Genomic DNA, 17,257 nt, shown 5'->3' on the forward strand with positions numbered 1-17,257 from the left:
GGAAAGCGTAAACGCTGGCAAAGTGATAAACCTTAACTCCCGGAGAATCGAATATTTGAAAATAAAACGGACGGCGTCTCAAATATCCCAAGGAAATTTGAGCGGCTTTTGGGCATGAGGACGGTCGTTTTTCAAAAGAAGACGGTCGTAATCGCCATTGCGACCGTCCTCATGGGTGATGCACTCGGCACCTCGCGAAGATTAGAACGGTCGCAATGGCAAAGAGGACGGTCGCAATGGCGAAAAACTCCCGAAAAAGGAGAAAAAGCGCATTTTTGACGTCTGAAAAGAGGATTAACATTTGTTTAGTTTCAGATGTCTTTTGGGGATGGAAAATCTATTTTTTACAATAAGCCCCCCCTAATTTATCGGCAAGTTAGCTCACAATCTCTCTGCTGTTGCCGCATCAATTTTCCGGTCCAACACGTAAATCCGGTAAGAGAGGCTTAACTCCTTACCCGGTTCCAACGTAAAAGCTTGCTGCTTTGTCGGAGAGAAATTCCACATCACATCGCCGGCGGGTTTATTGACAGTCTTGTCCCAGACACGCAAAGGCTCCGGATAGTTCAGATTGGAAGGATTGGCAACAATCAGGATACAGGCATCTTCGTTTCCGGCTTTCCCTTGGAAATAGCACCAACGAGCTCTCGAGCCATCCGCCTGATCGCGGGCAAGCCCTTCGGATGTAAGCATTTCAGCGGTCTGGTCATTCCAGTCTTCGCGCGTACGTATACATATACCACCATACCGGTAAGCTTCCATTGTAATCGGACTGGAGCCGGCACAACGCAACGTTGTGTGGTAATCGACATAATAGCCCGGCAAGTCCGTTCTGCCGATACGGACTTCCAGTTTCTCATTCATCGCCACCTTTTCTGCGGGAGAATCCGGATAAACAACATGATCCAACGTCGCCGCAAAGCCGGTATCGGAAACACGGTCGAAATTACGGAAACGGACAGTTCCTTGCTTTTTGTTGAGATTCCAAAAATCGATCTCATTGCCTTCAAACGTCGTTTTCGTCCAGGCATACCACAACCCGAAATGATGGTAGTGGTCGGAAGGCGAACAATTGGTCAGCACTTCACCCTTCAACGTCTTCAACGGATGGATAAAGCCACTGCGCTTATAAACCGTATCCACTCCGGGAGCCGGATAAACCATCGCATAATTATAGGAGAACAAAGGCTTGCCATCCATACTATAGGTTAACGATTTGCCGGTATCCTCCACCGAAAGAGACGCCTGTTGACAACCGGCAAACAAGAAAGAAATAAAAACACAAACAAAAAATGGTACAACTTTCATAATGATATTCTTTTTATAATGCTTCGTTATCATCCGGCATACGCAAGGGCAGGATGAACCAGAAAACAGAACCTTTCCCCGGCTCCGACTCCACTCCTATCTGACCGCCCATGTGATCTACAAAACCTTTGCAAAGCGCCAATCCCAATCCGACGCCCTTTGATTTGTTAGCGACAGCCTGGATAAAACGGGCAAAGATCTTCTCCTGTATTTCATGCGGGATACCTTCACCGGTATCGGATACAAAGAAACGAATCTGTTCCGACCCGGACAAGGCACATCCGACCCGTATTTCTCCTTCCGATGTATGTTTAACAGCATTCGACAAAAGATTGGAGAGTATTTGCGTCAACCGGTTGCGATCTGTAAACATATGAAGATCAGGAATAGGCTCCATGACCAGCTTCACCGACGGAGCAACCTGCAATGCGTAAACCTTGCACAATCCATCGACCAGGTCGGGCACATAAACCTTCGAATAAGAAAACGAGATTGTATCCGACTCGATTCTGGAAATATCCACCACATCATTCAACAGATCCAGCAATAATACATTATTATTTCGAATTATGCTAATATATTGTTCGCAAACTTCCGGGTCCGTCTCATCAGCCAACAACTGCGAGAAACCGGCGATGGCATTAAGCGGTGTCCGGATTTCATGATTCATATTGGCAAGAAAGGCTGATTTCAACTGCTTGGAACGTTCCGCCTTATCACGGGCCTCCGCCAGCTTTTTACGCATCCGGCGATTGACCTGTATCATCACGAACAACAGAAGGCAGCAGAACAGCAGGCAGGAAATAAACAAATACAGGAAATCCGATTTCAAATGCAGCTGTTCGTTTTCCTCCGCCATTTGCCGGGCTTCATTCTCAGCCCGGAGGCGGTCGATCTGCCGGACATAAAAAACCTCTTCGAGCGAATCCCGTGTGTCGGCCAGATGAAGGTATGAATCGAACGCTCCTTTATAGTCGCCCGATTCTTCTTTCCTTACGGCTTCATCATAAAGTTTCCGGAGCTGTTCCGCGGTGGAGTCAGGCAAAGCCCTTGTCCCCTCTAACTCGGCAGAGACAAGAGAGAACGGAAAAACCGAAAGAACTATACATAATATGAATATATACCGTTTCATCTTTCTATATATGTTTAAGAGGCATCACAAATTCTATCCGGCATCCCGACTCCGTCCGGACCGGCATGGACATCCGTCCGCCCATTTTCATAATAAGTCCTCTGCTGATCACCATACCCAATTGTATATTCTCTAACTTGCTGGCCGTTTGCGCCAATCGATCGAACATAAACTGGCAAGCCTCTTCCGAAAAGACGATGCCCTTGCAGCTAACAAAGAAAACAACTTCTTCGCCTTCCGCCTGATATCCAAAAGAGACTTCCCCTGACTTGGCATGCAGAAATGCACAATGAAGTATATTCTCCAAAACCTGGGCAAGCCGTATCGGATCGGTCGTCATCCGCATCTCTTTTACCGGAAGCAGTCTCAAATGAACCTCCTCGGTAGCAAACGATTGCATCTTCATATAGACTTCACGTACCAGCCGGGCCAGGTTTACATCTTCATAATGAAATTGCATCCGGTCCGACTCGATCTTCGAAACATCCAAAATATCGAAAATAACACGTTGTGCCAGTTCGTTGCGCGAACAAAGCGAAACAGCATATTCCTGTCTTTTCTCCATCTCCGTCTCACGGATCAGAGACTCGGAAAAAGCAGATGTTTCTTGCAGGAAATCATTTACCACGCGGGTCATATTACTCAGAAAAACAGAAGTATTCTCATCTGCCTCCACCGCCTCTTCCACCGCTACAGCCAACAGGCATTTAATCCGGTAAAAACGGTAACACAAATAACAGAGCAACAAGAGAGCCAATGCAAGGGAGAAAGCCAGTATTAACTGGAAATGAATGACTAACGATTGTTTTTTTCTTTCTGTTTCGAGCTGATTGATATGGAAGAAGGAACGAAGTTGATGAGATTGGCAGTCAAACCGGGCACAGCTAAGGGAATCGGCAATTTGCACACAATGGCGAAGTTCTTCGGTTGCCTGTTTATAATCACCTTTCTTAGCGGCTATAACCGCTCTTCTACGGTAGACATCTGGATTCTCACCCGGGTGGCGGAGTTGCAAATAGTAGGCTGCCGTGTCCAGGCACGCCGTCGCCTGATCATAATCCCCTACCGCCAGATAATAGTCCGACCAGGTAAAATAGAGGCCATCCTTATAAGTATCATAAATATCGCTTTGCTTATATTTGTCGGCTTTCTTCAGGCAGGAACAAGCTTCCGCCGGATGGTTGCAGTAAAGCTCGTAATCCGCTTCATTACAATAAACCCAAATCCAGTAATAGGAGAAATAATCTTTCGGTTTGTCGGGATTAAGCAAATGGAAATCGATCAGTTCCCGGCGTACGGAGTCGACATAAACGATCACCCGCTCTTCCCGGTTCAACTGACGGCTGGATTCCGCTAAAATAAAATAGAATTCCATCCGGTTCATGTGTTTGTCTTTCATACCATCCAACAACCGAACGCCCCGTTCGGCCCATTCCAAAGCGTCATTACACCGTCCCGAGATATAACAAGCATAGGCAATTACATAGCAAGCCTCGGCTATATCGCCCGCACTCCCGATTGCTTTCGCTTCCTTATACATCTCCCGTCCTTTCTGAAGGGCCAGCTCAAATTCGCCACGGTCCGTATATAAGGTGATAATCATTGCCTGAGTTTCGAACAGATAATCCAGCATCTGTTCGCGACGGAAAAAACTGATAGCAGGTACCGACACCTTCTCGGCCTGTTCCCAATCGACAGCATTATAATAATGGCGGATTTGATTCCGGTAGGCATAGGCTTTAAAATTCCGGTTTTCCGGACCTTCCGACTCGTTTAGAAGAGAGTCGAGATACAATAGTTCTTCAGGCGTATCGTCTGCCCGTTCGCAGCAATCTTTCAGATATTGTAACCGAATAGAATCGGGAGGAAAGGAGTTCACAGCATTACCTCTTTCCTGACACCAGATCATACCAGTCGCATATACGAATAATAGTCCGGAAAATATACATCTCCTCAGGACGTTCATTACCACGATTTAATTGTTATTCTATTCTACCCTATGCAAAAAGTTATACATTCTGATCAGAAGGTTGTATATCCTGACCATTTTGCAAATATACAACAATGTAGCAAAGCTGCAATAGTATTGTAGAAAAAATTAACTTTCCCTCTCAAAAAAACACTTGGAAAATCAACCATCCAATTGCCGAAATATTTCTTTAATCGTTTGCGTGATATGTGGATTTAGCCTACCTTTGCACGATAATAACCATAGATTGGAAGAAATTTCTAAATACAATTAAATAACTTAAATTATTATCTTATGTGGTTACTTAATTCTTCTATCGGGAAGAAGCTGATAATGAGCATATCAGGTCTTTTCCTAATTCTGTTTCTATTGTTCCACTTGTGTATGAACATAGCAGCGGTATTTTCTGGTGAAGCGTATAATGTTATTTGCGGTTTGCTGGGATCTAACTGGTATGCTCTGGTTGGTACATTAGTGTTGGCTGCTGGTGTGGTAGTACACTTTGTGTATGCTATCATTTTGACCCTGCAGAATCGTAAAGCACGTGGTAATGACCGTTATGCTATCAACGCCCGTCCGAAAGGCGTTGAATGGGCTTCTCAAAACATGTTTGTTTTGGGTCTGATTGTTATCCTGTTCATGATTTTGCACTTTTCACAGTTCTGGTACAACATGATGTTCGCCGAACTGGCAGGTATTCATGGAGACATTCATCCGCAGGATGGTGCCGCTTTCATCAACTTCTATTTCCAGGGCAATGTTGTAAACACAGTGCTGTATCTGGTATGGTTCGTCGCATTGTGGTTCCACCTGACTCATGGTTTCTGGTCCGCTATTCACACTATCGGTTGGAACAATACAATCTGGTTAAACCGTTGGGAATGCATTTCTAAGTGGGTAGCTACTATCATTTGTGGCTTGTTCGCTGTTATTACAATTATTTTCTTCCTGAATGGTGTAGGTGCTTAATTTAGGTTTAAATCTTCAATTGAAAATAAATCATTATGACTCAAATAGATTCTAAAATTCCTCAAGGCCCGTTGGCTGAGAAGTGGAAAAATTATAAAGATCACCAGAAACTGGTGAACCCCGCTAACAAGCGTCGTCTGGATGTAATCGTTGTAGGTACAGGTCTGGCTGGAGCATCTGCTGCCGCTTCTTTGGCAGAAATGGGATTCAACGTATTGAACTTCTGTATCCAGGACTCTCCCCGTCGTGCACACTCGATCGCTGCACAGGGCGGTATCAATGCTGCAAAGAACTATCAGAATGACGGCGACTCTGTTTACCGTCTGTTCTACGATACAATCAAAGGTGGTGACTATCGTGCCCGCGAAGCTAACGTCTATCGCTTAGCAGAAGTTTCCAACTCTATCATCGACCAGTGCGTAGCACAAGGCGTTCCTTTTGCCCGCGAATACGGCGGTCTGTTGGACAACCGTTCATTCGGTGGTGCTCAGGTATCGCGTACGTTCTATGCCCGCGGTCAGACGGGACAGCAGTTGTTGCTGGGTGCTTACTCCGCTTTGAGCCGCATGATCGGTCTGAACAAAGTGAAGATGTACACTCGTCACGAAATGTTGGACGTTGTCAAGATCGACGGCCGCGCTCGCGGTATCATCGCACGCAACCTGATCACCGGTAAGATCGAACGTTTCTCCGCTCATGCCGTAGTGGTTGCAACAGGTGGTTATGTAAATACATTCTTCCTGTCTACCAACGCAATGGCTTCCAACGGTTCTGCTGCATGGCAGTGCTACAAGAAGGGCGCTTATTTCGCTAACCCCTGTATGGTACAGATTCACCCGACTTGTGTTCCTGTACACGGCGACTACCAGTCCAAGCTGACATTGATGTCCGAATCACTGCGTAACGACGGTCGTATCTGGGTACCGAAAAAGCTGGAAGATGCAAAAGCATTACAGGCCGGAACGAAGAAAGGTAAAGACATCCCCGAAGAAGACCGTGACTACTATCTGGAACGCCGTTATCCGGCATTCGGTAACCTGGTTCCGCGTGACGTAGCTTCACGTGCCGCCAAAGAACGTTGCGACGCCGGTTTCGGTGTGAACAACACGGGTCTGGCCGTATTCCTCGACTTCTCCGACGCTATCAACCGCCTGGGTAAAGATGTTGTAAAAGCAAAATATGGTAACTTGTTCGATATGTACGAAGAAATTACCAACGATGATCCATATGAAACTCCGATGATGATCTATCCGGCTCTGCACTACTCGATGGGTGGTCTGTGGGTAGACTACGAATTGCAGACATCCATTCCGGGTCTGTTCGCTATCGGTGAAGCCAACTTCTCTGATCACGGTGCTAACCGTCTGGGTGCATCTGCTTTGATGCAAGGTTTGGCCGACGGTTACTTCGTATTGCCTTATACAATCCAGAACTATCTGTCCGACCAGATCCAGGTTCCGCGTTTCAGCACCGACCTGCCTGAGTTCGCAGCTTCTGAAAAGGCTATCAAAGACCGTATCCAGAAATTGATGAGCATCAAGGGTAAAGAATCTGTCGATTCTATCCATAAGAAACTGGGTCACATCATGTGGGAATACATCGGTATGGCCCGCGATGCCGAAGGTTTGAAAGAAGCTATCCAGAAACTGAAAGACCTGAAGAAGGAATTCTGGACAAATGTACATATCCCGGGACAGGCTGAAGACCTGAACGTGGAATTGGAAAAGGCATTGCGTCTGGCAGACTTTATCGAGATCGGTACACTGATGGCTCACGATGCATTGGATCGTGCCGAGTCTTGTGGTGGTCACTTCCGTACTGAACATCAGACAGAAGAAGGTGAAGCTCTTCGTCATGATGATAAATTTATGTATGTATCTTGCTGGGAATATCAGGGTGAAGACAAAGATCCTGTTATGCTGAAGGAAGATCTGAATTATGAATTCGTAGTACCTCAGACACGTAACTACAAGAAGTAACAATTTTCAAAAATTAGAATCATGGATAAAGATATAAATATCACACTTAAAGTCTGGCGTCAGAAAGGTCCGAAAGAAAAAGGACAGTTCGAAACTTACCAGCTGAAAAACATTAACCAGGGCACATCTTTCCTGGAAATGCTGGATATCCTGAACGAACAACTGATTAACGAAGGTAAAGACCCTGTAGTTTTCGATCACGACTGCCGTGAAGGTATCTGCGGTATGTGTTCATTGTATGTAAACGGACACCCGCACGGACCGGCAACCGGTGCTACTACTTGTCAGCTCTATATGCGTCGTTTCAACGATGGCGAAACAATCACGATCGAACCGTGGCGTTCAGCCGGTTTCCCGGTAATCCGCGACTTGATGGTAGACCGTTATGCTTACGATAAAATCATCCAGGCAGGTGGTTTCGTATCTGTAAACACAGGTGGTGTGCCTGATGCAAATGCAATTGCTATCCCTAAGGCTGATGCTGATTTGGCTATGGATGCTGCTGCTTGTATCGGTTGTGGTGCATGTGCTGCTGCTTGTAAGAACGGTTCGGCTATGCTGTTCGTTTCTGCTAAGGTCAGCCAGTTGGCTCTGTTGCCTCAAGGAAAAGTGGAAGCTGCCCGCCGTGCGAAAGCAATGGTTGCCAAAATGGACGAACTGGGCTTCGGTAACTGTACCAACACTCGCGCTTGCGAAATGGAATGTCCGAAGAACATCTCTGTCAGCAACATCGCCCGCCTAAACCGCGAATTTATTTGCGCGAAATTGAAAGACTAATACATTATATATGTATATAGAAAAAGCCCGTTGCGATAAACAACGGGCTTTCTTATTTTATGTCCACAAAAAAGCCGCACTCCATATAATAGGATGCGGCCTTTTTGCTGCTTTCCAGCGAAACAATCTCTCGATCCCCTCCCCGCAAAGACTTTTTGTTAACCTTAGATCTAAAATACTATGAAAAAAACTCACTGCAAATATAAACTATATTTATTATAAATGCAAGAGCCTTTAGTTACAATTTATTGCAAATTTGTCATTTTTCCTTTTAAAATTGACATTGTGCGCGATTTCACACTATTATAATATCAATAAACAGCCTGTTCCGGCAGAGGAAAGTCTCCCGGACTCCCCATTCAGATCGAATAGCGCTCAGGGATGGAATCCAGAATACCGAACAGCTCTTCCACCGTCTCCGCCCGCAACATTGCAACGCGCGTCTGCTTGAAATCCGCAATACCTTTAAACAACGGAGTAGCAGCCAGATGGCGGCGGATATGCAAAATGCCCCGCCGCTCATCCAAACGCTCGACACTTTGTATGACCTGTTTTTTCAATATGTCGAGATACCAGGAAAAAGACTCGGCAGGAAGCAATTCGCCTGTATTCAGAAAATGTTTCACCTCCCGAAAAATCCAGGGGCGACCGATACTGCCCCGGCCAATCATCACGGCATCCACACCATACTGCTCAAAACGTTGTTTGCATATCTCGGCAGAAGTGACATCGCCATTTCCTATAATAGGAATATGCATCCGGGGATTGTTCTTGACTTCGCCGATCAGTGTCCAATCCGCCTCGCCCGTGTACATCTGCGCCCGTGTACGTCCGTGTATGGAAAGGGCGGCAATACCGCAATCTTGCAACTGTTCGGCCAAATCGACAATGATCTTGTTGTCGGCATCCCATCCGAGACGGGTTTTCACCGTAACGGGAAGTTTGACTGCTTTTACCACTTCACGCGTGATATCCAGCATCAGCGGAATATTACGGAGCATTCCGGCCCCTGCTCCTTTTCCGGCCACACGTTTCACCGGACAACCGAAATTAATATCGAGAATATCCGGCCGCGCCGCTTCACAGATTTGTGCCGCTTCCACCATCGTCGGGACATCGCGCCCGTAAATCTGGATAGCAACCGGACGCTCTTCGTCTGCCACATTCAACTTCTGCTGCGTCTTGTTGACACTGCGGATCAGAGCGTCTGCCGAAACAAATTCGGTGTACACCATATCCGCACCAAAACGTTTGCACATCAACCGGAAAGAAATATCTGTAACATCTTCCATAGGCGCCAGGAAGACGGGATGTTGACCTAAATCTATTGTTCCTATTTTCATCTTATAACTTAATATACGCACGCAAAGGTACTGATTTTCTGCCAAAAACAGAGGGGAAAGGATATCTACTAAGAAATATAGTAAAATAACTATACAATATAGTTGTATTACTAAATAATATAGTTATATTTGTGCATTCCGCTAATAAGAAACAGATTATGGTCAGATTAACAACAAAAGAAGAAGAGATATTAGGTTACTTCTGGGCAAAAGGCCCGCTGTTCGTACGGGAATTACTCGACTTGCAGGAAGAGCCCAAGCCGCATTACAACACCTTGTCGACAATTGTCCGTTCGTTAGAAGAAAAAGGATATATCGGATACAAGGTGTACGGCAATACGCACCAATATTACGCACTGGTATCGGAAGACGAATACCGGCGAAACTCGCTGAAACAGGTGATCGGCAAATATTACGACAATTCCTATACGCGTGTCGTCTCTACTCTGATCGAGGAAGAAGCGCTCACGGTAGACGAATTGCAGGAGCTGATCCGGCAGATCAAGAACAAATAATAAAACCAACACTTATGGAAGCCTTTCTTCTATACATACTGAAATCCGGCATTTGCCTGGCCGTGTTCTACGTCTGCTTCAAGGCGCTGTTCAGCAACGATACCTTTTTCCGGTTCAACCGTTGGATATTGCTGGCGGGAACAGGCGTTTGCATGTTGCTACCGTTTTGCAGGATTACCACCACGCAACCTCTTCCGCTCAGCCAACCGGTTAGCCAGTTGGAAACGGTTTTCCTGAAAGAAGAGGTAAACACAACGCCCATTCAGGAAAATAGAACAACAGCGACAGTTACTCCAACAGACAACGCCGCTATTCCCTGGATAAAACTTATCGGCATCGCTTATCTGACAGGATGTTGCATATGCCTGTCCACGACTGTCCTTTCATTCCGGAAAATGTATCAACTGATGCGGAAAGGGAAGAAGCAGAAAAACGGGAAATATACGTTAGTCCTGATAGCCGATCCCATTTCCCCCTTCAGTTGGGGACGTTACATCTTTCTCTCCGGGGACGACTACCGGAACCATCCGGAAGAAATCCTCACACACGAGAAAATGCATCTCCGTTATAACCATTCGGCCGATCTGCTCTATATGGAAATGATTATTCTTCTGCAATGGTGTAACCCGGCAGTATGGTTGCTCAAAAGGGAACTGCGGGACATACACGAATACCAGGCAGACAAAGGCGTACTCAATCAAGGCATCGATGCAACAAAATATCAACTGTTACTCGTGAAAAAAGCTGTCGGCTCCAGCCTCTACACTCTTGCCAACAGCTTTAACCACAGTAAAATTAAAAAGCGTATTACTATGATGTTAAAAAAGAAATCGAACAATTGGGCCCGGTTGAAGCTCGTGCTCCTGGTCCCGGCAGGCCTTGCGGCCTTAAGTGCATTCGCCCGTACGGAAACGGTAGTGACACCTGTTCAAACTCCTGCTCCGGCAGTCATAGAACAGGTTAACGAAGAGCCCTTGCCTACAGCAAGCAAAAGTACGAATTTACAGAAAGATATCCAAGATGATTACAATGTCTATCTGTCTTTTACCAAGAATAATAATGAGGGAAAGGAAGTGATAGACGGCATATCCATCTATGGTGTCGGGGAACAAAAAGCATTGGAGATTGCAGAGAAAGCGATAAAAAACGGAAGGTTCGCCGCTGCAACCAAAGTAATTATCTGTCCGCATACTCCCAAAGTGCCTATGAGCTACTTAGAGAAAATGAAGGATTTATTCGACAGGAACAATATCAAATGTAATATTACGAAAGCGCAGGGATATGATGACAACGGGAATGCGCTGCCAACCCCGCCACCACCACCTCCTGCACCGGATGCTTACGTCACCCTAAATTACAAAAGCGGAAAGAAAGAGGAAGGAATAACCATTTACAAACGTTACCTCGAGACAGGTGAAAAGATAAACGAACGACTGGATAAAATCTATTCCGACGATATTTCAACTGTCACCATCACCACCTATAAATGGACTCCGGACGGAGTGCTTGAGGGAGTTGAAAAGTTCCTGAAAGACAGAATCAAACTGGATGGCGTGAAATATGTGACACAGAAGAAATAATAAATCCTTATTCTTGAGGAATGTATTATCTTTACCCCTTCAAAACAAGGAATACGATGATACATAAAATAAGGCTGGTCATTTTCGCCTGTCTTCTCGTGGCCTGTACGCCAACCGGCCGGGAAGATATTGCAACAACCGGAACACTTCTCCGGCAAGCGGCCTTCTATAAGGAACAGCTGCAATATCTTCCGGCATTGGAAACCTACCGGCAAGCGATCAGGCAGGCGGAAAAAGAAAAGGACAGCACGGCCCTTTCCCTCGCCTATCTGGAAACGGGAAAGATTTACCGGAACCAGTCTCTCAAACCAAAAGCGCTGCAAAGCGAAAAGACAGCATTGGCTTATGCCGAAGGAACAGCCTGCGACTCCCTGCGGATAGCTCTTTACCGGGAGATGGCCGATATTTATGCCTTATCCGGACAAACAGACAGCGCTTTTCACTACTACCAAAAAGCCGGTTGCCGGATCAGGCAGGCCCAAATATTACAGCAAACAGGAAAACAGAAAGAGGCGGAAGCCATTCTGAAAACAGAGCTGGAACAAACACGTTCCCAAGAAGAGAATGCGGAACTCTATCTGGCCTTAGCCGACCTGCAAATCAGCTGGGGACAGCTGAAGGAAGCGGAAAAGAATTTAAGCCGGCTTCCCCCTTCACATCCACATCTCTATGCAGCTTTGTCACGGATTGCCCAAAGCCGCGGAGACAGCCTGCAAGCGGACTTTTATCATAAAAGCTATCTGCATTATCAGGATGCCTTGCGTAAAGAAATGGAACAAAACCAAGTCACCCAACTTCTCCGCACCTCGGAACAGAAAGAATGGGAAGCGCGTTTATCCGACTCGCAAAAGACACAACAGGGGCAAATGTACGTCTGGATCGCCCTCTTAGTGTCTTGCGGAACGGGAGCCTGGGGTTATTCCCGCTACCGGCTGAAAAGAACGGCTGATAGTTTGTCCGAAACAGATTTCCTCTCTTCCGAGATTTATCTCCGTTTCCACAGAAAAGAAGAATGGAAACCGACGCCTAAGGACTGGGAAGAATTGCTGCAAGCCTTCAACCGGGCCTATCCGGAGTTTCGCGAACGGCTGAAAAGAAAAATTCCGAAATTAAGCGAACAGGAATGGCGGATGTGTTGCCTGATCAAAATGGAGGTTCCGCCTTCTACAGCCGCCATGTTGCTCTGTTGCACCAACCAGGCCATTTCGATGCGACGCGTCCGCCTGTATCAGAAAACGACAGGTGAAAAGGGAACGCCGGAACAATGCGACGCCTTTATTCGTGATTTTTAAGCAGATGTGAACTGATGTGAAACCGCCAGAAAAACCGTTACTCCTACTTTTGCCCGAAAAAAGCGTATGAAAAAGATGTTGTTTTGGCTGATAGCCGTTGTTGCTTTGACCGGATGCGGATCGAAAAATTCCACCGATAAATTGCCGGTACTCGATCTGACGAACCCTAATTTTGCATCAGACCGGGTAGAGATTTCAGACGAGATAAAATCAATCGAATATGTTCCGTTGGAACTGACAGACGAATCCCTGATCGCCGAGATACTGGATTTGGCTGTTTCCGACGATTATGTCTTTATCTATTCCACCCGCCAGGACGGTATTTTGCAGTTCGACCGCAAAGGACACTTTGTCCGCAGCGTCGCAAAAACCGGAAACGGACCGGGAGAAACGGCGCAGATCGTCTCGCTCTCGGTCGACGACGAGAACCGGTTGCTGTGCGTCAGCGAATTTTTTTCCACCTCTTTCTACTCTTTTGACGGCGAGTTTATTAAAAAGGTAAATACATTGCGCCCGTATCTCTGGCAATATTGCATCGGTCCCAACACGATGGCCGAAATGGGCCGTGAAAGTATCCCGATGGATACGCCAGGCATATTCAGTCTCGGCGTTTTCAACTTGGCGACAGACGATACGATTGCGATCCGCCAGACTGTCGGAAACATGGATTTATTGCCATTAAAAGAAACTTTGCTGGGAGAGTGGAACTTTAACGGAGGCACAGGCGGCATGCTTTGCTATTCTGCCGGCATCGATACAGTCTGGGAGTTGGGAATGGACGGCATTCATCCTGCCTTCCGCATCGATTTCGGCTTTTCCGCCGACGAACAGAAGATGGTACGTTCCGAACCGGGTGCGATCGTAGACGGGAAATACTGGATATCCCGCTTCTTCGAGACTCCGCGCCGCTACATTGTCAAATGTTTCGAAGCCGACAACCAGTCACGATTCCATCTATTCAGCCTGGACAAGGAAACCGGAGCGGTATGCCACGAAAAATCTTCAATCGATGCCATGGAACTGTTTAAACATAACCGGATTCTGACGGGTATCGGCATCCATAACGAGACAGACGGCGGCCTTCCTGTCTGGCCGTACTATTCCTATCCGGGTAAAAAACTGATGGTACAACTCAACACCGCCGTAGAGATCGAATACCTGAAAGAGAAATATCCGGAGCTGAAGCAACACCCGGTCCTGCAAAAGATAACCGAAGACTCGAATCCTCTCGTCACGATTTACCATTTGCGCTGATCCGCATAAACAGCCCCGGGCATCCGCCAAAAATTCCATGGGCATGGAAAAACTATTTCATGCCCATGAAACTAAAGTTGCATGCCCATGGAACCGGAGGCGGATGCAAATGCACATCTTCTCGGATATTATTCCTACCTTTGCAAGAGTAATCTGTAAATGTATAATAACTTGAACGAGAAAGATTTTGAAATAATGGCGCCCGTCGGTTCGTACGAATCGCTGATGGCGGCTATCCAGGGAGGAGCCGACTCTATTTACTTCGGTATCGAAGGGCTGAACATGCGTTCGCGCTCTTCCAATAACTTTACGACAGACGATTTGCGTAAGATCGTAGCCATTTGCCGCGAGCACGGCATCAAAAGCTACCTGACCGTAAACACGGTAATCTACGGAGAAGACCTGCCGTTGATGCGTGAAATCATCGATGCAGCCAAAGCGGCAGAGGTTTCCGCCATCATCGCAGCCGATGTGGCCGCCATGAATTATGCCGACAGCATCGGACAGGAAGTGCACCTTTCCACGCAACTCAATATCTCGAACGCAGAAGCCCTGAAATTCTATGCCCGCTTTGCCGACGTGGTCGTGCTGGCACGCGAGCTGAACCTGAAACAGGTGCACGAGATATACCGCCAGATCGTCGAGCAACAGATCAAAGGCCCGAAAGGAAAACTGATCCGTATCGAGATGTTCGCCCACGGCGCCCTCTGTATGGCCGTCTCCGGCAAATGTTATCTGAGCCTGCACGAGATGAACGCTTCCGCCAACCGGGGAGCCTGCATGCAGATTTGCCGCCGCGCCTATACGGTAAAAGATAAAGACAGCAACATCGAACTGGATATCGAAAACCAATATATCATGTCGCCCAAAGACCTGAAAACAATTCATTTTATGAATAAGATGATGGATGCAGGCGTGCGGGTGTTCAAGATAGAAGGGCGTGCACGCGGACCGGAATATGTGCGCCTCGTAACGGAATGCTATAAGGAAGCCGTACGCGCTTACTGCAACGGTACTTTCACAGAAGAAAAAGTGGCTGCCTGGGACGAACGCCTCAGCAGCGTGTTCAACCGGGGATTCTGGGACGGCTATTACCTGGGGCAACGCTTAGGCGAATGGAGCAGCAAATACGGTTCCGGCTCGACCAAGAAGAAAGTTTATGTCGCCAAAGGAATCAAATACTTCGACAAGATCGGTGTGGCCGAATTTGAAATGGAGTCCGGCACCCTGAAAGCAGGCGATGAAATCCTGATTACCGGACCGACTACAGGCGCTGTTATGCAGACGATAGACGAGATCCGCGTAGAGCTCAAACCGGTAGAACAAACCGTCAAGGGCGAACGTTTCTCCTTTAAGGTAAACGAGAAGATCCGCCCGTCCGACCGGCTATATAAAATGGAAAAAGTTCAACTCGAAAAATCGTTTGAATAATGAAAGAATATCTCTTTAAACTGACAGACAAAGTCCGTGACTACGAATGTGACTTGCAGGGAGTTGTCAACAACTCCAACTACCAGCATTATATGGAGCATACCCGTCATGAATTCCTGGAATCGCTCGGCGAGAACTTTGGAAAGATGCATGAGAAAGGAGTGGACGGATTCGTTTCGCGGGTAGAAATCCAGTATAAAACTTCCCTGAAAAGCGGCGACAGCTATATCTCCTGCCTCAACGTGTATAAGAAAGGCGTCAAACTGGTCTTCGAACAGGACATTTACCGGGCTTCCGACAATGCGTTGGCAACAAAAGGGATCGTAGAGTCGGTAATCGTGGAGAACGGGAAACTGACACGCGGCGAATATTTCGATGAAATGCTAAAAAGAATAGAACATACATGACAGAAAAACAGATTTACCAAATCGGCCTTACTATGATCAACGGCGTGGGAGACATCCTGGCGCGCCATCTCCTGCAAACATTGGGAGAAGCAGAGGCCGTGTTCGCTGAAAAGCAACAGTTGTTGGAGAGAATCCCGGGTATCGGCAGCGTCTTAGCTGCCGAAATCAAACGCCCGGAAGTGCTGCAACGGGCGGAAAAAGAGGCGGTCTTTATCGAAAAGAACCATATTTCCTGCTACTTCCTGGCCGATGCGAACTATCCGGCTCGCCTCAGGGAATGTCCGGACGCTCCCGTCCTCTTCTATTTCAAGGGAAATACCAATCTGGATGCAACGCGGATCATCAGCATTGTCGGAACGCGCAATGCCACCGAATACGGCAGGGAACTCACCGAATCGCTCCTGAAAGACCTCTCCCAAATTATCCCCGATTTATTAATCGTCAGCGGATTGGCCTACGGCATCGATATCTGTGCCCACCGGAGCGCCCTTCGAAACCAATTGCCGACCGTCGGCGTATTGGCACACGGCCTGGACCGCATTTATCCGTCCAGCCATCGCTCTACGGCTGTCGAGATGTTGGAACGCGGAGGCCTGTTGACTGATTTCCCCAGCGGGACGGAGCCGGATCGTCCTAATTTCCTTCGCCGGAACCGGATTGTAGCCGGTATGTCTGATTGTACGATTGTCGTCGAATCAGCCGAAAAAGGCGGTTCCTTAGTGACGGCCGATATCGCCTTCTCGTATGGCCGGGACGTTTACAGCTTTCCGGGGCGTGTCGGCGACAGCCATTCCAAAGGCTGCAACAACCTGATCCGACAGAACAAAGCCGGATTGATTACTTCTGCCGCCGACCTGATCTCCGCTCTTTGCTGGGACGTGCAAGAACCGATAACACCCGTACAGACGGAACTATTCTTTTCCGACCAGGAGCCGTTGGCCGAACAAAACCCGATTCTGAGAATCATGCAGAAAGAAAAGGAGATGCATATCAACCAGCTTGCCTTAGCATTGGATATGCCGGTCTATCAACTCACAACGCTGCTGTTCGAACTGGAAATAAACGGAAAGATAAAAACGCTGCCGGGAAATATCTACAAACTGCCCTAACCGGGCACTATTTTCATCAGGTAAAATAGAAACGAAACCCCTATAAACAATTAAAGGCTGTCTCACGACAACCCCTAACCAACTTTGTTAACCTTAAATCTAATACTATTATGAAAAAACCACATTGCAAAGATACACCTGTTTTGACCATTTGTCAAGCATTTTACCGCTAATACTTGTTAAATCAAGGTC

At 47.1% G+C, this 17,257-nt stretch carries 14 protein-coding genes; 10 read left to right on the plus strand and 4 right to left on the minus strand.

The annotated features are described in order from the left end of the window. Nucleotides 1-381: 381 nt before the first annotated feature. From DWU89_RS04520 to DWU89_RS04530, 3 genes are read right to left on the minus strand one after another with little or no spacing between them, the layout of a single operon-like run. Nucleotides 382-1,308, minus strand: a complete 927-nt coding sequence (locus DWU89_RS04520; protein WP_115498488.1) for a DUF6807 domain-containing protein — start codon at nucleotides 1,306-1,308, stop codon at nucleotides 382-384. Between the two features lie 13 nt (nucleotides 1,309-1,321). Next, nucleotides 1,322-2,440, minus strand: a complete 1,119-nt coding sequence (locus DWU89_RS04525; RefSeq protein WP_115498489.1) for a sensor histidine kinase — start codon at nucleotides 2,438-2,440, stop codon at nucleotides 1,322-1,324. 4 nt (nucleotides 2,441-2,444) lie between these two features. Next, a complete protein-coding gene (locus DWU89_RS04530) occupies nucleotides 2,445-4,349 on the minus strand; it encodes a tetratricopeptide repeat-containing sensor histidine kinase (RefSeq protein ID WP_158543328.1) in 1,905 nt (634 codons plus the stop codon). Between the two features lie 354 nt (nucleotides 4,350-4,703). Here DWU89_RS04530 and DWU89_RS04535 point away from each other — a divergent pair, with 354 nt between their 5' ends. Genes DWU89_RS04535 through DWU89_RS04545 form a run of 3 tightly spaced genes read left to right on the plus strand, consistent with a single transcriptional unit; the run spans nucleotide 4,704 to nucleotide 8,134 of the window. Continuing rightward, on the plus strand, nucleotides 4,704-5,378 hold the full coding sequence (locus DWU89_RS04535; protein ID WP_115498491.1) for a succinate dehydrogenase/fumarate reductase cytochrome b subunit: 675 nt from the start codon (nucleotides 4,704-4,706) through the stop codon (nucleotides 5,376-5,378). Nucleotides 5,379-5,413: 35 nt separating this feature from the next. Then, nucleotides 5,414-7,357, plus strand: coding sequence for a fumarate reductase/succinate dehydrogenase flavoprotein subunit (locus DWU89_RS04540; RefSeq protein WP_115498492.1), 1,944 nt, complete (start codon nucleotides 5,414-5,416; stop codon nucleotides 7,355-7,357). Nucleotides 7,358-7,378: 21 nt separating this feature from the next. Beyond that, entirely contained in the window at nucleotides 7,379-8,134 is a 756-nt protein-coding gene (locus DWU89_RS04545) for a succinate dehydrogenase/fumarate reductase iron-sulfur subunit (RefSeq protein ID WP_115498493.1), read from the plus strand. A gap of 359 nt (nucleotides 8,135-8,493) precedes the next feature. On the opposite strand, the gene dusB is transcribed toward DWU89_RS04545, so the two are convergent. Continuing rightward, nucleotides 8,494-9,477 carry a tRNA dihydrouridine synthase DusB gene (dusB, locus tag DWU89_RS04550; RefSeq protein WP_115498494.1) on the minus strand — a complete coding sequence of 328 codons (984 nt, stop codon included), beginning with the start codon at nucleotides 9,475-9,477 and terminating at the stop codon, nucleotides 8,494-8,496. Between the two features lie 158 nt (nucleotides 9,478-9,635). Between dusB and DWU89_RS04555 the strand changes: the two genes are divergently transcribed. The 7 genes from DWU89_RS04555 to dprA all read left to right on the plus strand — a co-directional run bounded on the left by DWU89_RS04555 (nucleotide 9,636) and on the right by dprA (nucleotide 17,065). Continuing rightward, entirely contained in the window at nucleotides 9,636-9,992 is a 357-nt protein-coding gene (locus DWU89_RS04555; protein WP_115498495.1) for a BlaI/MecI/CopY family transcriptional regulator, read from the plus strand. A 14-nt stretch (nucleotides 9,993-10,006) separates the two neighbouring features. After that, entirely contained in the window at nucleotides 10,007-11,572 is a 1,566-nt protein-coding gene (locus tag DWU89_RS04560; protein WP_115498496.1) for a M56 family metallopeptidase, read from the plus strand. A gap of 56 nt (nucleotides 11,573-11,628) precedes the next feature. Next, on the plus strand, nucleotides 11,629-12,864 hold the full coding sequence (locus DWU89_RS04565) for a tetratricopeptide repeat protein (RefSeq protein WP_115498578.1): 1,236 nt from the start codon (nucleotides 11,629-11,631) through the stop codon (nucleotides 12,862-12,864). Nucleotides 12,865-12,930: 66 nt separating this feature from the next. Next, nucleotides 12,931-14,118: a 6-bladed beta-propeller gene (locus DWU89_RS04570; protein ID WP_115498497.1), complete on the plus strand. Its 1,188-nt coding sequence runs from the start codon at nucleotides 12,931-12,933 to the stop codon at nucleotides 14,116-14,118. Between the two features lie 159 nt (nucleotides 14,119-14,277). Next, nucleotides 14,278-15,549 (plus strand): peptidase U32 family protein, encoded by a 1,272-nt coding sequence (locus tag DWU89_RS04575; RefSeq protein ID WP_115498498.1) that lies wholly within the window; start codon nucleotides 14,278-14,280, stop codon nucleotides 15,547-15,549. Beyond that, on the plus strand, nucleotides 15,549-15,956 hold the full coding sequence (locus DWU89_RS04580) for an acyl-CoA thioesterase (RefSeq protein WP_115498499.1): 408 nt from the start codon (nucleotides 15,549-15,551) through the stop codon (nucleotides 15,954-15,956). Before DWU89_RS04575 ends, DWU89_RS04580 begins: the two co-directional genes overlap by 1 nt. Beyond that, on the plus strand, nucleotides 15,953-17,065 hold the full coding sequence (gene dprA / locus DWU89_RS04585; protein WP_115498500.1) for a DNA-processing protein DprA: 1,113 nt from the start codon (nucleotides 15,953-15,955) through the stop codon (nucleotides 17,063-17,065). Before DWU89_RS04580 ends, dprA begins: the two co-directional genes overlap by 4 nt. Nucleotides 17,066-17,257: the final 192 nt, after the last annotated feature.

This window comes from Parabacteroides acidifaciens (genome assembly GCF_003363715.1).
Taxonomy (GTDB): Bacteria; Bacteroidota; Bacteroidia; order Bacteroidales; family Tannerellaceae; genus Parabacteroides; species Parabacteroides acidifaciens.